The organism is Psychrobacter sp. SCQQ22, from assembly GCF_015864605.1.
Classification (GTDB): Bacteria; Pseudomonadota; Gammaproteobacteria; order Pseudomonadales; family Moraxellaceae; genus Psychrobacter; species Psychrobacter fozii.
This window is the reverse complement of record NZ_JADYWZ010000001.1, coordinates 326,527-342,414: the sequence shown is the minus strand read 5'-3', so window position 1 is coordinate 342,414 and position 15,888 is coordinate 326,527. Positions and strand designations below refer to the sequence as shown.

13 protein-coding genes and 4 tRNA genes are annotated in these 15,888 nt (G+C 42.7%); 11 read left to right on the top strand and 6 right to left on the bottom strand.

What is annotated here, in order from left to right; genetic code table 11:
• Nucleotides 1-315: 315 nt before the first annotated feature.
• Entirely contained in the window at nt 316-1,749 is a 1,434-nt protein-coding gene (gene hemA / locus I6E84_RS01475; protein ID WP_197215651.1) for a glutamyl-tRNA reductase, read from the bottom strand.
• A gap of 742 nt (nt 1,750-2,491) precedes the next feature.
• Between hemA and I6E84_RS01470 the strand changes: the two genes are divergently transcribed.
• From I6E84_RS01470 to I6E84_RS01425, 10 genes are all read left to right on the top strand, one after another.
• Complete coding sequence (locus I6E84_RS01470) at nt 2,492-4,243, top strand: tetratricopeptide repeat protein (RefSeq protein ID WP_320158613.1); 1,752 nt, start codon at nt 2,492-2,494, stop codon at nt 4,241-4,243.
• A gap of 164 nt (nt 4,244-4,407) precedes the next feature.
• A complete protein-coding gene (gene lolB / locus I6E84_RS01465) occupies nt 4,408-5,031 on the top strand; it encodes a lipoprotein insertase outer membrane protein LolB (RefSeq protein ID WP_197215647.1) in 624 nt (207 codons plus the stop codon).
• 104 nt (nt 5,032-5,135) lie between these two features.
• Nucleotides 5,136-6,098 (top strand): 4-(cytidine 5'-diphospho)-2-C-methyl-D-erythritol kinase, encoded by a 963-nt coding sequence (gene ispE, locus I6E84_RS01460; RefSeq protein ID WP_197215645.1) that lies wholly within the window; start codon nt 5,136-5,138, stop codon nt 6,096-6,098.
• Nucleotides 6,099-6,362: 264 nt separating this feature from the next.
• Nucleotides 6,363-6,438, top strand: a tRNA-Gln gene (locus I6E84_RS01455).
• Nucleotides 6,439-6,682: 244 nt separating this feature from the next.
• Nucleotides 6,683-6,758: transfer RNA gene (locus I6E84_RS01450), tRNA-Gln, on the top strand.
• Nucleotides 6,759-6,868: 110 nt separating this feature from the next.
• On the top strand, nt 6,869-7,816 hold the full coding sequence (locus I6E84_RS01445; protein WP_110921948.1) for a ribose-phosphate pyrophosphokinase: 948 nt from the start codon (nt 6,869-6,871) through the stop codon (nt 7,814-7,816).
• Nucleotides 7,817-8,196: 380 nt separating this feature from the next.
• The gene (locus I6E84_RS01440) at nt 8,197-8,871 is read left to right on the top strand and encodes a 50S ribosomal protein L25/general stress protein Ctc (RefSeq protein WP_110921950.1); all 675 of its coding nucleotides are present in this window, start codon (nt 8,197-8,199) and stop codon (nt 8,869-8,871) included.
• 208 nt (nt 8,872-9,079) lie between these two features.
• The gene (pth, locus tag I6E84_RS01435) at nt 9,080-9,661 is read left to right on the top strand and encodes an aminoacyl-tRNA hydrolase (RefSeq protein ID WP_110921951.1); all 582 of its coding nucleotides are present in this window, start codon (nt 9,080-9,082) and stop codon (nt 9,659-9,661) included.
• Nucleotides 9,662-9,835: 174 nt separating this feature from the next.
• Nucleotides 9,836-10,216, top strand: coding sequence for an aspartate 1-decarboxylase (panD, locus tag I6E84_RS01430; RefSeq protein ID WP_025651868.1), 381 nt, complete (start codon nt 9,836-9,838; stop codon nt 10,214-10,216).
• Nucleotides 10,217-10,438: 222 nt separating this feature from the next.
• Entirely contained in the window at nt 10,439-11,422 is a 984-nt protein-coding gene (locus I6E84_RS01425) for a calcium/sodium antiporter (protein WP_197215644.1), read from the top strand.
• A gap of 73 nt (nt 11,423-11,495) precedes the next feature.
• Here I6E84_RS01425 and I6E84_RS01420 read toward each other — a convergent pair whose 3' ends face one another.
• The 3 genes from I6E84_RS01420 to I6E84_RS01410 all read right to left on the bottom strand — a co-directional run bounded on the left by I6E84_RS01420 (nt 11,496) and on the right by I6E84_RS01410 (nt 12,726).
• The gene (locus I6E84_RS01420) at nt 11,496-12,167 is read right to left on the bottom strand and encodes an RDD family protein (RefSeq protein ID WP_197215643.1); all 672 of its coding nucleotides are present in this window, start codon (nt 12,165-12,167) and stop codon (nt 11,496-11,498) included.
• A gap of 216 nt (nt 12,168-12,383) precedes the next feature.
• Nucleotides 12,384-12,460, bottom strand: a tRNA-Arg gene (locus tag I6E84_RS01415).
• 176 nt (nt 12,461-12,636) lie between these two features.
• Nucleotides 12,637-12,726 (bottom strand) — tRNA-Ser (locus I6E84_RS01410).
• Between the two features lie 472 nt (nt 12,727-13,198).
• On the opposite strand from I6E84_RS01410, the gene I6E84_RS01405 reads away from it, so the two are divergent.
• Complete coding sequence (locus I6E84_RS01405; RefSeq protein WP_197215642.1) at nt 13,199-13,987, top strand: hydroxymethylpyrimidine/phosphomethylpyrimidine kinase; 789 nt, start codon at nt 13,199-13,201, stop codon at nt 13,985-13,987.
• 130 nt (nt 13,988-14,117) lie between these two features.
• Here the strand turns inward: I6E84_RS01405 and I6E84_RS01400 are convergent, their stop codons facing one another.
• Complete coding sequence (locus I6E84_RS01400) at nt 14,118-14,687, bottom strand: YggT family protein (RefSeq protein WP_110921955.1); 570 nt, start codon at nt 14,685-14,687, stop codon at nt 14,118-14,120.
• A gap of 276 nt (nt 14,688-14,963) precedes the next feature.
• Nucleotides 14,964-15,797: a pyrroline-5-carboxylate reductase gene (gene proC / locus I6E84_RS01395; RefSeq protein ID WP_197215641.1), complete on the bottom strand. Its 834-nt coding sequence runs from the start codon at nt 15,795-15,797 to the stop codon at nt 14,964-14,966.
• Nucleotides 15,798-15,888 lie beyond the last annotated feature (91 nt).

The following is a 15,888-nucleotide window of genomic DNA, read 5'->3' as shown; positions in this document are numbered from 1 at the left end:
TGCATTGATTTTATTAACTTGAGACGAAATCATACAAAGCATATGCACCGATATAAATGTTACGCAGTGGTAGACTCATTACAGTGGTAGACTCATTACAGTGGTCGCGAATGATGCGTGACATGAATAGATACTGAGCCAGCATAAGTGCGCTAAGGCTTTTATAGAATAATGGCCAGCGTATACCGACAGATTACCATCGCTTAATATGCTTATGACAGCTCGATATTAGCACTGATAATGCAGGTTGACAACGATATGTTCGCGCAATGCGTGCACTGGCGAATCTATGATTTTTTGATAAAGGAATGGCGACTATCGACGGCCGCGATGTGACTCGTTCAAGCCTGTTACCACAAAGTCTAACAGTTCGCTGTCACCTTCACGGGCAGCCTTACGCATTAGCTTCGATGGTGCATGTGTGAGTTTCTGGGTCAGACGGCGTGACAACTCGGTGAGGATATCTTCAGGACTGGCATCACCCTGCTGTAGCTGAGCGATAGATTCATGCAGGAGTTTGTCTACTTGATCCTGAGTACGCGCACGATACTGCTCAATGTCTTTACCGACTTGGCGCACTTGAAAACGACGATCCATCTCAACGACAAGTTGGCTGACCAGTAGCTCCGCATCTACGGCTGCTTGTCTGCGCTGCTCGATGTTACCAGCAATCACGTGCTGCAGATCGTCGACAGAATACAGATAGATATCATCTATACGGCTAATGGTGGAGTCAATATCGCGCGGCACTGCTAAGTCAATCATCAACATTGGCTGATAGCGGCGACGCTTGAGCGCCTGCAACGTCATGGTTTTATCAATCAACAAATCCATACTGCCGCTACAGCTACTGACAATATCAGCCTCTGCCAACACTTGCGGTAGCTCTGGCAGTGTTCTAACTTCCACACGGCGATTAGGGTTGCGCAGCTCAGCCGCCAGTGCTTCTGCCCGTTCAGGATTACGATTGCAAATGATAACCCGCCCGACCCCAAGCCCCGCAATGTGCGTCGCGACCAATCTATTCATCTCGCCTGCTGCCACAACCAATAGAGTTCGGCTAGGCAAATCATCAAATATTTGCGTGACGAGTTTGGCCGCCGCAAAGCTGAGCGATACCGCTTGTGCACCTACTTTGGTCTCATTACGCACACGCTTAGCAGCCGCAAACACTTGATCGACGACCCAACCGAGCTGATTACTCAATACTTTTTGCTCTTGTGCGAGGTGTACAGAGCGCTTAATTTGACCGAGTATCTGCGGCTCACCCAATATCATAGAGTCTAGCCCTGCGGCGACCCTGAGCCAATGAGTTAAAGCATGCGTATCACGATGCACATAGAGATACGAGTCAATCTCAGAGAGTGATAGTTGCTTAAAAGTAGCGAGCCAGCTTTTAATTTTGATAATATGAGCACTGATGGTAGCAGATGAGAGCTTGCTACTACTGGTAAAAGCATTACTAGCCACTTCCTGCCCAGTAGACTCGGCCTTTTGGGATTCTGATAATTGTGAATCTAACGACGATGTTAAATTTGACGACGGTAAGGTTGAATTTTGCGATGCTAAGGTTTGTGGTACAAGGGCGTAAATCTCAGTCCGGTTACAGGTAGAGACAATCACACTACCATCTGTGAATGCTTCTAACTGTTTGAGCGCGACATTCACATCGTCACCTACTAGCGCCAAGCGCTCTCGTAGAGCGACTGGTGCAGTTTTGTGATTGACCCCAATGACCACTAATCTCATTATTGATAGACCATAAAAATGATGCTTATCTGCCAACCGCTCTATCTTATTATTTTTAAAAGACAGTTTTGGACGACAGCGTTAAAAGAAATAATCTGAAAACCGCTTATTATATCATTATTGCCAGCTTTAATTAACACTCGCCTACCGATGATAACTATTTGCTTGTATCTGGGCGCGTATGTCACAAATCAACTACTCATACGATTGGTAAAGCCAATGTTCGAATTTGAGCAAATGTTTAAAAAATGCTTACAAACTATTCGCTTACTTTGCATTAACTTGTTATATTTTCATAATATTCTGACCAATATTGATAGCGAATTATCGGCATAAATAGTCAGAGAATCACGCCTTCCCGCAACAGCTATTGTTAGAATAGTTAATGCCACTGTCCGAGTAACACGGTCACTATTGTTTATACCAGCTATCTACTCTTATAATGTTCGTTATAGGTACTCGTTACCAACATTCAGTTTAAAATAATTAAAACATAGCTTACTTATCTATATAGATAAATAATGGGCAAATACGGTTATCTATGATTTTTTTCGGGTCATTACTTCGATCAAAACTTGCGCATGACGCCCAATCGAATCTTCATGCTTTATGGCATGACATTATTGAACGTCTATGGCAACACTATAAGCTAACATTATCGTTGGCCGTCTGTCTGTGCCTAGGATCTTCTTCTGTATACGCAAACCCTTCCAATATTTTATTACAGACAAACGAACCTAGCGTGTCAGCAGCTATCGCAGATGACAATTCATACAGCAACGACGCATCAAATAACCGCGCGACGAGTCATACTACAACAACTATTCACACAAGCATACAGCCCACAGGAAAGGTTGCCAATATTAATGGCCTAGCCCCAGCAAGCCTATGGCAACCTGAGCTCGAAGAGCCAAGTTTATATGCGCTGCTAGATGCGGAATTTTCAGCAGATCGTGATGACAAAAAGCGCGCGATTACTATCTACAAGCAGCAATCTTTTAAAGAGGATGCAACGGCAGTCTTTGAGCGAGCACTGAGCTTGTCCTTACGTAATGAGCGAGTTGAGGATTCATTACAGTTTGCCAAAACATGGCAAGACCAAAACCCCGATCACGTGCCTGCTTGGTTTTATGTGGCGCATTTGGCGCTACGAGCACACGACTATTTGCTAGCTGGCGAGACATTGAATCGTATCTTGCGTTACGATCCTCGAGCAGACCTAAGCGAAATCCTTATCGGTATTTATCCAAACGATGATGAAGATAAGCGCGAATTACTTGCCGCGCTACAGCCGCTAGATAGCGAGCAAAATGCTTCATTGTCCGTATTAAAAGCAGGCTTGCTTTACCAATTTAATGAGCCTGAAAATGCCATTATCCATATCAACCGTGCTTTAGAACGCCAACCAGACTATGTGCCTTTTATTACGTTAAAGGCCGACATATTGCGCAAAATCGTTACTGCTGAGACAGTAATCAATTATGTCAGCCAAGCACGACTGCGTAATCCAGACAGTAAGAACCTTTACTTGTATGAAATCCGCTATTTGCTGGACTTAAAGCAAAGCCAAAAAGCATGGGAGTTATTGATTGAAGCGCATAAGCATTTCAATGATGATGCTGAGATTACTTTATTAGCAGCATTAGTAAGCTTGGATATCGAAAAATACGATAATGCCGATCAGTTACTCAATATGCTGGCAAAGACACCCGCTTATCTTAATCAGGCTTATTACTACCTCGGTATCAGTGCCGAGCGCCAGCAGAAATTTGAACAAGCCAAATACTATCTCAATGGCGTCATGCAAGAAGACTTAGTGCTAGAAGCTCGTAGAAAAGTCGTCGCATTTGAATTACTCAATAACAATACTAAAGCGGCAATGTCAGTTTTAGAAAAGCTGCGTAAAGACTTTGAAGTATTTGCACCTGACACGTTTGTGATGCAAGCCGATATCTTATGGCAGCAAAACAAACCTGACGAAGCGCTGAGCCTATTAACGAAAGCTGCGCGTAATTATCCTGATAATGAAATGCTCTTGTTTGCACGTGCCCAGCTCCTCGATGACAAAGAAGACTATATCGTAAAACGGCCCCTACTCAACCACTTACAGGCTTTAGATCCTAGCAATCTGTCTTATAAGCTCAGTTATGCACAGCTACTATTGGCCAACGAACGCAGCTCTGAGCAAGGTCTTGCGCTTGCGACAGCGATCATTAAAATTCACTATGATGACCCACGTTACGATAATGAGCTACATCTACAAGCACTCAATATCCTAGCAAGCAATGCGCTGGCTAACAAAAACTACCAGCAAGTTATCGACTACCTACAGACACCTTATGACGTGTTGCCTACGCTACGTTCAGGTGCTTTACTGTTACGTGCGTATCAAGGCCTAGGTAATAATGAAAGAGTCGAGACACTACTTACAGACTTGCAGAAACGCTTTTCATTCGGACAGCATAATATTAATGATCGCATACAGCTGTATTAAATACATGGTCAATAATCCATTTTGATAGTAGGTAAAGCAGTTCAACGATTGCTGAGCACTTAATTACAAGGCACTTATAAGAAGCTAACAGCCACGCATAACTGAGTAACAAATAACACTTAAGCTAATATCTTTGTAAATTTGTTCATTATTGGGGAAACATCATGTCAGTAGTTACTACTTCTTATAAGCTTAATAGAGTCACTCTATTCACGGCCATGGCAGCAGCGCTCGTGATAACATCTGGTTGTCAGTCATTAAAAACAGCGAGTGCGACTACCAACCAACCAACCACAACTATACAAGAGCAACCACAAAAGCTTGAGACCTTTAATATTACTGGCAAAATTGGTGTAACGATGCCTGCTAACGACACCACAGGCGCTCAAGGTGGCAGTGCCTTTTATGCGTGGGGACAACAAGAAGACCGCTTTGCTATCGAGCTGATTGGCGCGCTAGGTATCGGTAAAACCAATATCGAATATGATGGTCAAACCGCCACGCTAGTCAGTGAAAAAACAGGGTCATTGACAGCCAATGATCCTGAGACTCTATTGAAAAAAGCAACCGGCTGGCAGGCTCCTATCTCACAAATGCCTTATTGGATATCTGGTCGTCCAGCACCTTCAGACAGTGCGCCAGAAATGGATGCCCAAAAGCGCTTAATCAGCTCAGTTAACGGTGAGTGGACTGCTAGCTTCACCTATAAGGGCACTGATAAGCTACCGAGTAAAATCAGCGCTGTGCAGCCTCAAGGTAACAAGGTCGTGATGACGATTAATCACTAACCTATCGCTCATTACATCACTCACTAGTTAGAGCAATGACCCATCAAGCCACCGTTGCTTACTAAGCTAGCCGTTTATGGCTGAAAACTTTATGACTGTACATTATGATTGAAAATATAGCCGCATCGTCTGCCTCTACTATCACACGCTTATCCCCTGCAAAGATTAATCTGTTTTTGCATATCACTGGTAAGCGCGCTGACGGCTATCATGATTTACAAACGGTCTTTCGCTTGCTCGATTGGGGTGATTATTTACATTTTTCAATAGACAGTGATGTCGACGCTGATACTAGTGATAACACGTTAGAAGCTACGAATCTTTGCCATCAATTACTATCACTAAATGGCGCAGAAGCGATAACGACCAGCATAGAAGACAATCTCATTTTTAAAGCAGCATACGCATTATTAGCTGCTTCAGTACTATCTGACAAGCTACCTAAGCAGTTAGCATCAGTGAATGTCACTTTAGATAAACATTTACCAATGGGTGCAGGATTGGGTGGTGGCTCCTCTAATGCTGCCACCACCGTATTGGTATTAAATGAGATTTGGCAGCTTGGCTTTACTTGTGATGAGCTTATAAAAATCGGTGCAAAAGTGGGCGCTGATGTGCCCATATTTATCTTTGGGCAAGATGCGATTGCGATGGGTATTGGTGAGGAACTGACCGCCATTGATTTACCAGAACAGCAATATTTGATTCTGACACCTGATGCACACGTCAACACTGCCACACTTTTCGCTCATCCAAAACTAGAGCGAGGCATCACGCCCCTATCGATTGAAACCATTCAAAACCAATACGCTGATTATGTACAAACGCTCACTGCGCCCTATCACAATGTTTTTACGCCAGTGGTGACGAGCCTCGCACCTGCTGTTAAAGAGGCTTTACGTTACTTACAAAGGTTAGAGCAGCACGCGATGGGTACAGCACGAATGACTGGCTCTGGTAGCGCAGTGTTTTTACCTTTGGATGCAAGCGTGACTACTGACAAAGCACTTTTAGCCAAGTGGATTGCGGAAGCACCTTGTAAGGGATACGTGGTTGGGAGTTTATAATTTTTTATTATTACTCCCATACCCTTATAGTTTTAACTGTAATCTAAGAGATTAGAAACATTACCTGTTGTATTCAACTTTAAAAAGTATTTTATTATCCAATAAAAAATCTCAATACTTCAAAATACCATAGGCAATTAGCTTTAATTCAGTGATCAGCTTTAACTTTAGTCTCTCAAACCTACCTCATTACGAATAAAAGCCATAAAAAGGCGCAAATGACTTGCAAAATCTGAAAAATTACTTATAATAGGTCGCCTAAATAGGGGTATAGCCAAGTTGGTAAGGCATCAGGTTTTGATCCTGACATCCGTTGGTTCGAGTCCAGCTACCCCTGCCATTTTTAAGTTCGAAGCGTTTGATATGTATACATTATAAGTGAATTATAAATCGTCACTTATGGTATTACCATTGACAACGCCATCCCAGTTTCGGTATAGTTCGCAATGAACGCCGCTAGGGGAAGTTAGATATTAAACGGTTTATCCGTTTTGTAGTTAACTGAAAGGTCGTAACGCCATTCTAGAAGTAACAATTATTAAAAGTTACTGCTAGAAATCGGACGTACACAGCCTAGACATTACAGGGGTATAGCCAAGTTGGTAAGGCATCAGGTTTTGATCCTGACATCCGTTGGTTCGAGTCCAGCTACCCCTGCCATTTTTTACTGTAATAGTAGTCATCAAAACTTTTCACCACTCTTTTCTGAATTTGAGCAGTTTGACACTGCTTAGCGGTCTCTGCTTGAGTCAATCAATAGGACTTCTGTCATGCCTTATTTGGCGATTTTTACGGGCAATGCCCACCCAGAATTAGCAAAAACCGTAGCCGATCATCTTCACATACCTCTTGGTAAAGCTGACATCACGCGTTTTTCTGATGGCGAAATTGCCGTGGAAATCAAAGAGCACGTGCGCGGTAAAGACGTGTTTATCATGCAGCCTACTTGTGCACCGACCAATGACAACTTGATGGAAATCATGATGATGGCTGACGCCTTGCGTCGCTCTAGTGCTGGTCGCATCACAGCTGTCATGCCTTATTTCGGTTATGCGCGTCAAGATCGTCGTCCACGCTCAGCTCGTGTACCTATCTCTGCTAAAGTCGTCGCTGATATGCTAAACATCGTCAGTATTGACCGCGTAATGACTGTTGATTTGCACTCAGATCAAATTCAAGGCTTCTTCGATATTCCTGTAGACAACATCTACGGCACGCCTGTGCTATTGAATGACCTACAAAAACAAGATTATGACAACATTATGGTTGTTTCACCTGATGTTGGTGGTGTTGTGCGTGCACGCGCCATGGCCAAGCAGTTGGGTGATACCGACATGGCAATTATTGATAAGCGCCGTGCTCGTGCCAACGAATCACAAGTAATGCACATCATCGGCGACGTTCGCGACCGTGATTGCGTGATTGTTGATGATATGGTTGATACTGCAGGTACACTATGTAAAGCCGCTGAAGCATTGAAAGCAAACGGTGCACGTCGCGTGTTAGCTTACATTACTCACCCTGTTCTATCTGGTAATGCATTGAAAAACATCAGCGAATCTGCGTTAGATGAGCTGGTTGTGACTGATACGATTCCATTGTCTGATGCGGCAAAAGCATGTAGCAAAATTCGCCAAGTAAGCATCGCGCCAATGCTGGCTGAAAGTCTACGCCGTATCAATAACGAAGAATCTATTAGTGCAATGTTTGATGGCTAACACTTAACAGTGGTGCTCGTCATAAAAATAGCGTCAAGTTTCATTACTTGGCGCTATTTTTTGCTTAATAATTTTACACAGCCCTTTTTCGTAGGTCTTTATTATTACTACAAAATCACGTATAATGCGCGCCTGTGCCGCCCGTTTGTTTTATTCAATCAGGTTGGTATTATCGAAAGTGCTGATCATGCTGTGAAGTAACGACAACCGTGATAATAATTATCATAAAAATCGTTATGACAAGCAAATGGCTAAGCGTAGAGTTTTTGGTAGTAACTATCACTGACAATGCTTAGCTATCATCACGTATTAGTGGATTGGTCGCAAATCCACTTTTTTATGACCAGACACTTCATCATTCTTTTTATAGGATTATATCCATGAGCATTAACCATTTTGAGCTAAACGCAGTTGATCGTTCTGCTGAACAACAAGGTAAAGGTGCGAGCCGCCGCCTACGTAAGCAGAATCTAGTTCCTGCTATTATCTATGGTGGCAACGAAGAGCCTACCTCTATCTCTATCAAAATCAACGAGTTGGTAAAATCGCTTGAATTTGAAGCGTTCTTCTCACACATCTTGACTATCAATGTTGACGGCGTAGAGCATCAAGCAGTTATCAAAGACTTGCAACGTCATCCAGCTAAAGGCTTTCCAATGCATGCTGATTTCCAGCGCGTTGTGAAAGGTCAAAAAATCACTATGAACGTTCCTGTTCATTTTGCTGGTAAAGAAGAAGCGCCAGGCACAGCAAAAGCTGGTGTTTTGTCAACGCTAGTATCTGATATCGAAATCTCTTGCATTCCATCACTACTACCTGAGTATCTAGAAATAGACGTATCTGGTATGGAAATCGGTGATTTGCTTCGTTTATCAGACATCAAACTTCCTGAAGGCGTTGTTATCAACGAGCTTGAGCTAGAAGACGGCCATGACCGTACTATCGCTAACATGCTACCACCGACAGTTGAAGAAGTTGATGCAGATGCTGAAGAAGTTGACGCAGCTGAAGTACCTGCTACTGAACAGTCTGAAGACAAGAAAGACGGCGAGTAATAACCAAACTCTATATAGCGACCTATCGTTTGTTATATAGTTACTGGTGCGCTTAGTCAAAAAAACAGCAGGTGATGAATATCTCCTGCTGTTTTTGTAAGTACGGTTTGGGTATAAAAGTAATATTCTTTATTCGATACGTCTATAATTCGATACTTTGATACGCAAGCCTTACCACTCATTTATTAAACTCAAGCAGGATGTTTTTATGGCCATAAAGCTTATTGTCGGTCTTGGTAATCCTGGTCAGCAGTATATGTTTACGCGTCATAATGCAGGATTTTGGTTCGTCCATCATTTGGCCCAGCAGTTCAATATTGACCTGAGCCCTGACAAAAAATTCCATGGTGTCACAGGACGCGGGCAAATTCATGGGCATGATGTGCGCTTATTGATGCCTCTCACCTTTATGAATAAGTCTGGTGAGTCGGTTGTGCCGATGGTGAATTTTTATGGCATTGATAATGATCAGTTGCTCATTGCTCATGACGAGCTCGATATTCCTGCTGGCAGCATTAAACTAAAAACAGGTGGTGGCCACGGTGGTCACAATGGCTTGCGTGATATTACGCCGCATATTGGTAGCGATTTTCATCGTCTACGCGTGGGTATTGGTCATCCTGGTCATAAATCTAAAGTTAGTGGACATGTCCTTTCAAAAGCCTCTCCTGATGAGCAAATTGGTATCGATAGCGCCTTAACGGCTGCTTTCGAAGCACTACCATTACTGCTAGATGGCGATATTGAACGCGCGCGTTCTCAGATAAACGGTTTCAAACTACCCGAATAACACGGTATGATACCGCCTATTCTGGCAGATGTATTTTGATCCCAATTCTGTCCAGTTAATCAACAACTTACCCACAACTGTTCATTCAGCTACGGGTTTGGGTAATACTACCTTTTTTTTGGGTAGATTTGCCCCCATTAACTTATCACTTTCATCACGCTAAGGAAGCAATCCATGCTACTTAATATGCTTAAATGCAAATTGCACCGTGCCCGCGTCACACATGCAGAGCTTCATTATGAAGGCTCTTGCGGTATTGATGGCGATTTATTAGACCTTGCAGGTCTGCGCGAAAATGAATCTATCGATATCTATAACGTTACCAATGGCAAACGGTTTCGCACTTATGCGATTCGTGCTGAAGCAGGTTCAGGCATCATCTCATTGAATGGCGCTGCTGCTCATATGGCCGATTTGGGCGATATCGTGATTATTTGTGCCTATGCTCATTTTGATGAGGTTGAAGCCGAAACTTATCAGCCAAAACTGGTCTACTGTAATGAAGACAACACCGTAAAAGACACAGCAAACATCATTCCTGTACAAGTGGCTTAAGAACATTGCTTAAGGAAATTACTTAAAAGCTTGTTACATAAAGTATGAGTAAATACCTAATCATACAGTTGCTGTAGTTGTCAAAATCCCATTAAAATACTTGTACTTATATCGAAGCTGAATCCAGATTGTGATTCAGCTTTTTTTTATGCCATTTTTATATGATGTAAGCTTATTCAAAACCCAATATCTATTTTTATCCCTAACGAAGGAGTTATCTAAATGTGGTTGGCAGTCATTGCAATTTTGATTGGTCTAGCAATTTTGGTTTGGAGCGCTGATGTTTTTATTGATGGCGCAACAGCCTTGGCACAAAAATTTCGAGTACCCAGTTTTTTAATTGGTGTGCTTATTTTGGGTATTGGTACATCAGCACCTGAGATGGTGGTATCGGTACTAGCAGCGTTAGAAGGCAGCCCTGAGTTGGCACTTGGTAATGCTTATGGCTCTAATATTATTAATATTGCGTTGGTACTGGGTGCAACCGTAATAATAAGCCCCATTATCATCCGTAAGGCCATCGTCAAGCGTGACTTGCCTATATTGCTGATGATTACGGCTGTTGCAGCATGGCAGCTGCGTGACGGCTCACTCAGCCAAGCGGATGGTATCGTACTATTGGTATTATTGGTATTAGTATTGGCCACTCAAATCGTATTGAGCGTTCGAGAAGGCAATCATGAACATGATGACGATGTCATAACAGAAGATGATGCGAGTACAAACCATGAAGAACCGAGTGTAATAAGAGGCTTGGGCAGTTTATTTTTGGGCATGTTGATGTTGGTTGCCAGTTCAAGAGCCATTGTTTGGGGCGCAGTTGAGGTCGCAACATTTTGGGGACTGAGTGAGTTGGTCATTGGATTGACGATTGTTGCAGTCGGCACCTCATTACCTGAGCTGGTATCGAGCTTGTCTGCCGCTCGTAAAGGTGAACATGACATGGCACTGGGCAATATTATTGGTTCTAATATTTTTAATACCCTTGCCGTGGTTGGCTTGGCAACCGTCATTGCCCCTATCACCGTGAACCCAGTGATTTTTTCACGTGACGTGATGGCCATGGGCCTGATTACGGTATTACTAGTGGTACTTTGTGGATTTGCTTTTGTCACCAATCGACCATTTGGACGAACCTCTGGTGCCATGTTAATGCTATTTTTTGTGGGCTATACCGGATGGCTGATTCAAACCGTCAATTTATAAAGTGTTGACGTGATTGCTCGCACATATCCATACATAATAAGTCATACGTAGCTATATATATCATGGTTATATATTAAGGTTTATTTTGTGACTGCTTGCGGTTTCTAAAACCACGCCATAACCCTTCGTGTGCGACTTTTGGCATTTTTAGGGTTATGGTATTAGATAACATATCTTGCACTGCTAAGCCGCGACGATTAAACAAACAAAAGGCGTAATTAAAAACCCAGCCTAATAAGGCGCTGGTCAATAATATCGCACGTGACCCACCGATTAAGCTACCAATAATACCAAACAGTAATGGCATCAAACATGCCGCCAAAATACGCTTAAATGACTGTCCCCATGTCAGTAAATGACCTGAGTTATTCACAGTTTTTAATCGCCAAGTCTGCATACCCAATGTCTGCCCACCACGACGCCAAAACAATCCATAGAACGCCACCAACGTCAGTACAAATGATGGCGTCATAATGACGTTCTGATACCAAGTGGGCAACGACTGTGCCTGAGAAGAGTCTGTACCTGTATTCATGGTCAGTAATGTGCCAATCACGGTCAGCATCGTCCCCACTAAGAATAGCAATGCCAGAATCAACATACCATCATAGAGTACCGCCACGACACGTGTGGTAGGCTTAGCGATCGTCGGCTCTTCATCAGGTATTTTCTGCATAGGAGCATTACGTTGCGGCTTTGATTTTGTGGTTGCTTTAGATGTGCGTTTAGATAAACTTTTTGACATGGTACAAGCTCATAGCAAGCAGTGAATAATGTCTCCATTGTACCGTAATTCACGGTTGTATCGTACATTATCCTCAGATGCTATCTGGTCATGCATGCAATCACCGCAGGAAGTATAAAGACAAAAGTAACAGACATAAAAAAACCGCCAAATTGTCATAAGACAGGCGATTATTTTAGGTATTTCTTAAGCTTATATAATAAGCTAGTATGCAAATGGTGCGCCTGGAGAGATTCGAACTCCCGACCCCTTAGTTCGTAGCCAAGTGCTCTATCCAACTGAGCTACAGGCGCGTATTTTGCACATCATCCACTGCGTTGTTAATAACAATTACAGTAAATTAGGTTGGTCATTATATAGATAATATCGCTTGTGTCAACATCTTTATTCATTAAAATATAATTAATTTTTAACTTATAAAGACTAACAACTAATTTTTGCGATGCTACTCTAAAAACAACACTATAAATGGAGGTGAAGGAGGGATTCGAACCCTCGATACGCGCAAACGTATGGTTCCTTAGCAGGGAACTGGTTTCAGCCACTCACCCACTTCACCAAACGACGTAAGACTTTTTAAGTTCTAAAAAATAGTATTATTGCTGATAATACGTCTTATCCCGTGGGCGATGATTATAGCAAAACCAAAAAGAATTGCAAGCATTGTCTAGCTATTTAATGCAATTTTTATGATATTTATTTATTTATATCGTCTTATGCCTTTTTTAACGAGTAAAGTATCTCTAAAAACCAGAAAAAACGAGGTCTGAGCCAATCAATACGCGGTTAATTACTATTTATCAGTACATTTGATCGATGCATTAATTTTCAATATATAGTCCAATCTATATCAATCCGCTACATCTACATCGTCATCCTCGCTAACCATACTAATGTATAGCTTGTACTCGGTTTCCCTGTATCGAAATTACTTGAGCTCAACGATACAATCTCTCACTTACTATGGCTTTTTCAACAGTGGATAGCTATAGTATTTATTATTCATTTTAAAATATATCAAAGGAAGTGTTATGCGACCAGTGGTTCTTTGCTTTTCAGGATTGGATCCCTCAGGTGGTGCTGGATTACAAGCCGATATTGAAGCCGTTGGCCAAGCAGGTGCTCATGCTGCCATTGCCTGTACTGCCATCACCGTACAAAACTCGCAACAAGTATTTGGCTTTGAGGCTTGTGCCGCGAGCTTGGTAAAAGACCAAGCCACAGCAGTGCTCGATGATCTGCCTGTTAGCGTTATCAAATCAGGTATGCTTGGTACGACTGATAATATCGCGATGTTGACCCAGTTGTTTGCTGAGCAAGTTATCGCTGCTGAGACACCTTTTGTATTAGACCCAGTATTGGTTGCCAATAGCGGTGGCAGCCTAGGTGATGAACAAACCTTAGTAACGGCATTTAAGGCGCTTCTCCCCTACGCCACTCTAATCACACCGAATACGCACGAGCTTCGTGCATTAAGCGGTGAGCAGGACTTACACATCGGCGCGCAGAAGCTATGTGCTCAAGGTACTCATGCCGTATTGGTAAAAACGTCACATGATTTCGATAGCGGTGATATTGAGCAGTATCTATATATAAAAGGTGAAATGGTACATCAAAGCATTTTGCCGCGTCTAGCAGGCGAATTTCACGGCTCAGGCTGCTCACTGGCTAGCTTTATCGCTGGGCGTTTAGCGATGGGAGATTTACTTGTTGATGCAGTCAAAGCAGCGGATAGTTGGATTACTCGAACGCTGCGTGCTGCTGATGCGCCGCACCCTGATAATGCTCAAGCCCAATTGATACCCAATCGTTTTATTTGATTTTAACTTGCTGACACCTTTATATACCGATGACTTTTATCAGCGACAAAAAAAGGCGCTCTATGTCTTATAGAGCGCCTCTTTTATACATTGAATTTCAGCAAGTGGTTTTTAGCTTAAGAAACTTGACTTAGCCTAACATCGGCAAGAAGCTCGCTGCCAAACCACCAATAAACATCTCTAGCAGAATAAAAGCAACAAAGGCTATCATCGGTGATAAATCAAGCATACCCATGTTTGGCGTGATACGGCGAAACGGTTCCAAAATTGGCTCCGCAAGATTCATAATGATGCCAATAATCGGATGCTGAGATTGCGTAAACACGACAATCCAGCTGACGATAATTGAACCAATAACCAAGTAGCGACACATACGCAAAAAATCTAAAATCAAACTGACAGTACCAGTGAAAAATAACGGTACAGGTGCAATGCCTTTATGGGTCAGTGCTGCCTTTCCAGAGATATCAATCAGACGAATCAAAAACATCAGTACAATCGCTGCAATACTGATACGACCTTGACCAACCGTTGGAAAAATACGTCCAAAAACATCGACGATATGGGTCGCTTTATAAGCAGGGGCTATCATTGGATTACTCGCATCCATACCTGCAAACTGCAGCATGAAACGAATAAACACCAACATCATCGCAAAGGTGGTGACCAAATCAAAGATTTGAAATAACATGTTGTTCATGAAGTGCTACTCAATGTGACGTTATTAACAGGTTCTAGGATGACGAATGTCATTATCAGATACTTAGTGTAGTCGACCCTCTATAAATTGGATACAGTGTCAGTCTCGCTTAGCCTACTACTTGTAGTACTTTCACTCGCCTTCCTTGTATCCAAATTATATGGAGCCAACTATATTACCAAAAATAAAATGAGCCAGTGATACGAGTGTCAGTACGGCAATTTGTAGATTGCAATAATCTGGACACCGGCAATCGTATTTTTGGGTTTTGTCTAACTATTTGCTCATCTCTTCACTAAGCGCTTGGCTGCGATCAGAGCAAGCTTTCATCGCTTCGCTAATTTGACGGCCGATTTCATTGGCTTGCATAGACTCTACTGCGGCTTGAGTAGTACCTTTTGGCGAGGTGACTTTACGACGCAATTCTGCAGGCGTGTCATCACTGTTCATCGCCATTTTCGCAGCACCTAACATGGTTTGCATCGCTAGTGCTGAGGCTTTTTCTTTGTCCAAACCTAAAGCAACGGCTCCATCAACCATCGATTCGATGAAGTAAAACATATAAGCGGGTGCTGAGCCTGACACGGCTGTAACAGCATGCATATGCGCTTCATCATCAACCCATACGACCAAGCCTGAGGCTTCTACGACTGCGGTTGCTAGCTGCTTTTGTTCAGCTGAAATGGCATCTGTACCATATAGACCAGTCGCACCCATTTGAATCATCGAAGGTGTATTTGGCATTGCACGTACGATGTTGCTATAGCCACCCAACATGTCAGACAACAGATCCGTCGACAGACCTGCTGCCACTGAAATTACCAACTGATTGTCTAGAGCGTCAGCAAACTCGCCAACGACCTGTCTCATTACTTGCGGCTTAACAGCCAGTACGACGATGTCAGCGCCAATCACAGCAGCTTTAGGGTTTTCACTGGCATCAACCGTGTTCATTTGCTGCTTATCATACTGATCACGTGTCTCTTTGCTAGGTGCTGATACGGTAATAAGCTCAGGATTGACGCCAGAGCTCACTAGCCCGCTAATCAAGGCCTGAGCCATATTTCCACCGCCGATAAAGCTGATTTTTTTATTATCTAATACTGACATACTTGTCTCCTACACAAAAATTCAAAGTTATTCAAACTAACATATGCATATACAAAATGACATTTAGTTTACCATACTGCTACCAGCACCG

What these genes read in the sequence shown, in the direction of transcription:
- hemA (WP_197215651.1), bottom strand. Translation starts at nt 1,749, where the DNA reads ATGAGATTAGTGGTCATTGGGGTCAATCACAAAACTGCACCAGTCGCT.
- lolB (WP_197215647.1), top strand. Translation starts at nt 4,408, where the DNA reads ATGTCAGTAGTTACTACTTCTTATAAGCTTAATAGAGTCACTCTATTC.
- ispE (WP_197215645.1), top strand. Translation starts at nt 5,136, where the DNA reads ATGATTGAAAATATAGCCGCATCGTCTGCCTCTACTATCACACGCTTA.
- I6E84_RS01445 (WP_110921948.1), top strand. Translation starts at nt 6,869, where the DNA reads ATGCCTTATTTGGCGATTTTTACGGGCAATGCCCACCCAGAATTAGCA.
- I6E84_RS01440 (WP_110921950.1), top strand. Translation starts at nt 8,197, where the DNA reads ATGAGCATTAACCATTTTGAGCTAAACGCAGTTGATCGTTCTGCTGAA.
- pth (WP_110921951.1), top strand. Translation starts at nt 9,080, where the DNA reads ATGGCCATAAAGCTTATTGTCGGTCTTGGTAATCCTGGTCAGCAGTAT.
- panD (WP_025651868.1), top strand. Translation starts at nt 9,836, where the DNA reads ATGCTACTTAATATGCTTAAATGCAAATTGCACCGTGCCCGCGTCACA.
- I6E84_RS01425 (WP_197215644.1), top strand. Translation starts at nt 10,439, where the DNA reads ATGTGGTTGGCAGTCATTGCAATTTTGATTGGTCTAGCAATTTTGGTT.
- I6E84_RS01420 (WP_197215643.1), bottom strand. Translation starts at nt 12,167, where the DNA reads ATGTCAAAAAGTTTATCTAAACGCACATCTAAAGCAACCACAAAATCA.
- I6E84_RS01405 (WP_197215642.1), top strand. Translation starts at nt 13,199, where the DNA reads ATGCGACCAGTGGTTCTTTGCTTTTCAGGATTGGATCCCTCAGGTGGT.
- I6E84_RS01400 (WP_110921955.1), bottom strand. Translation starts at nt 14,687, where the DNA reads ATGAACAACATGTTATTTCAAATCTTTGATTTGGTCACCACCTTTGCG.
- proC (WP_197215641.1), bottom strand. Translation starts at nt 15,797, where the DNA reads ATGTCAGTATTAGATAATAAAAAAATCAGCTTTATCGGCGGTGGAAAT.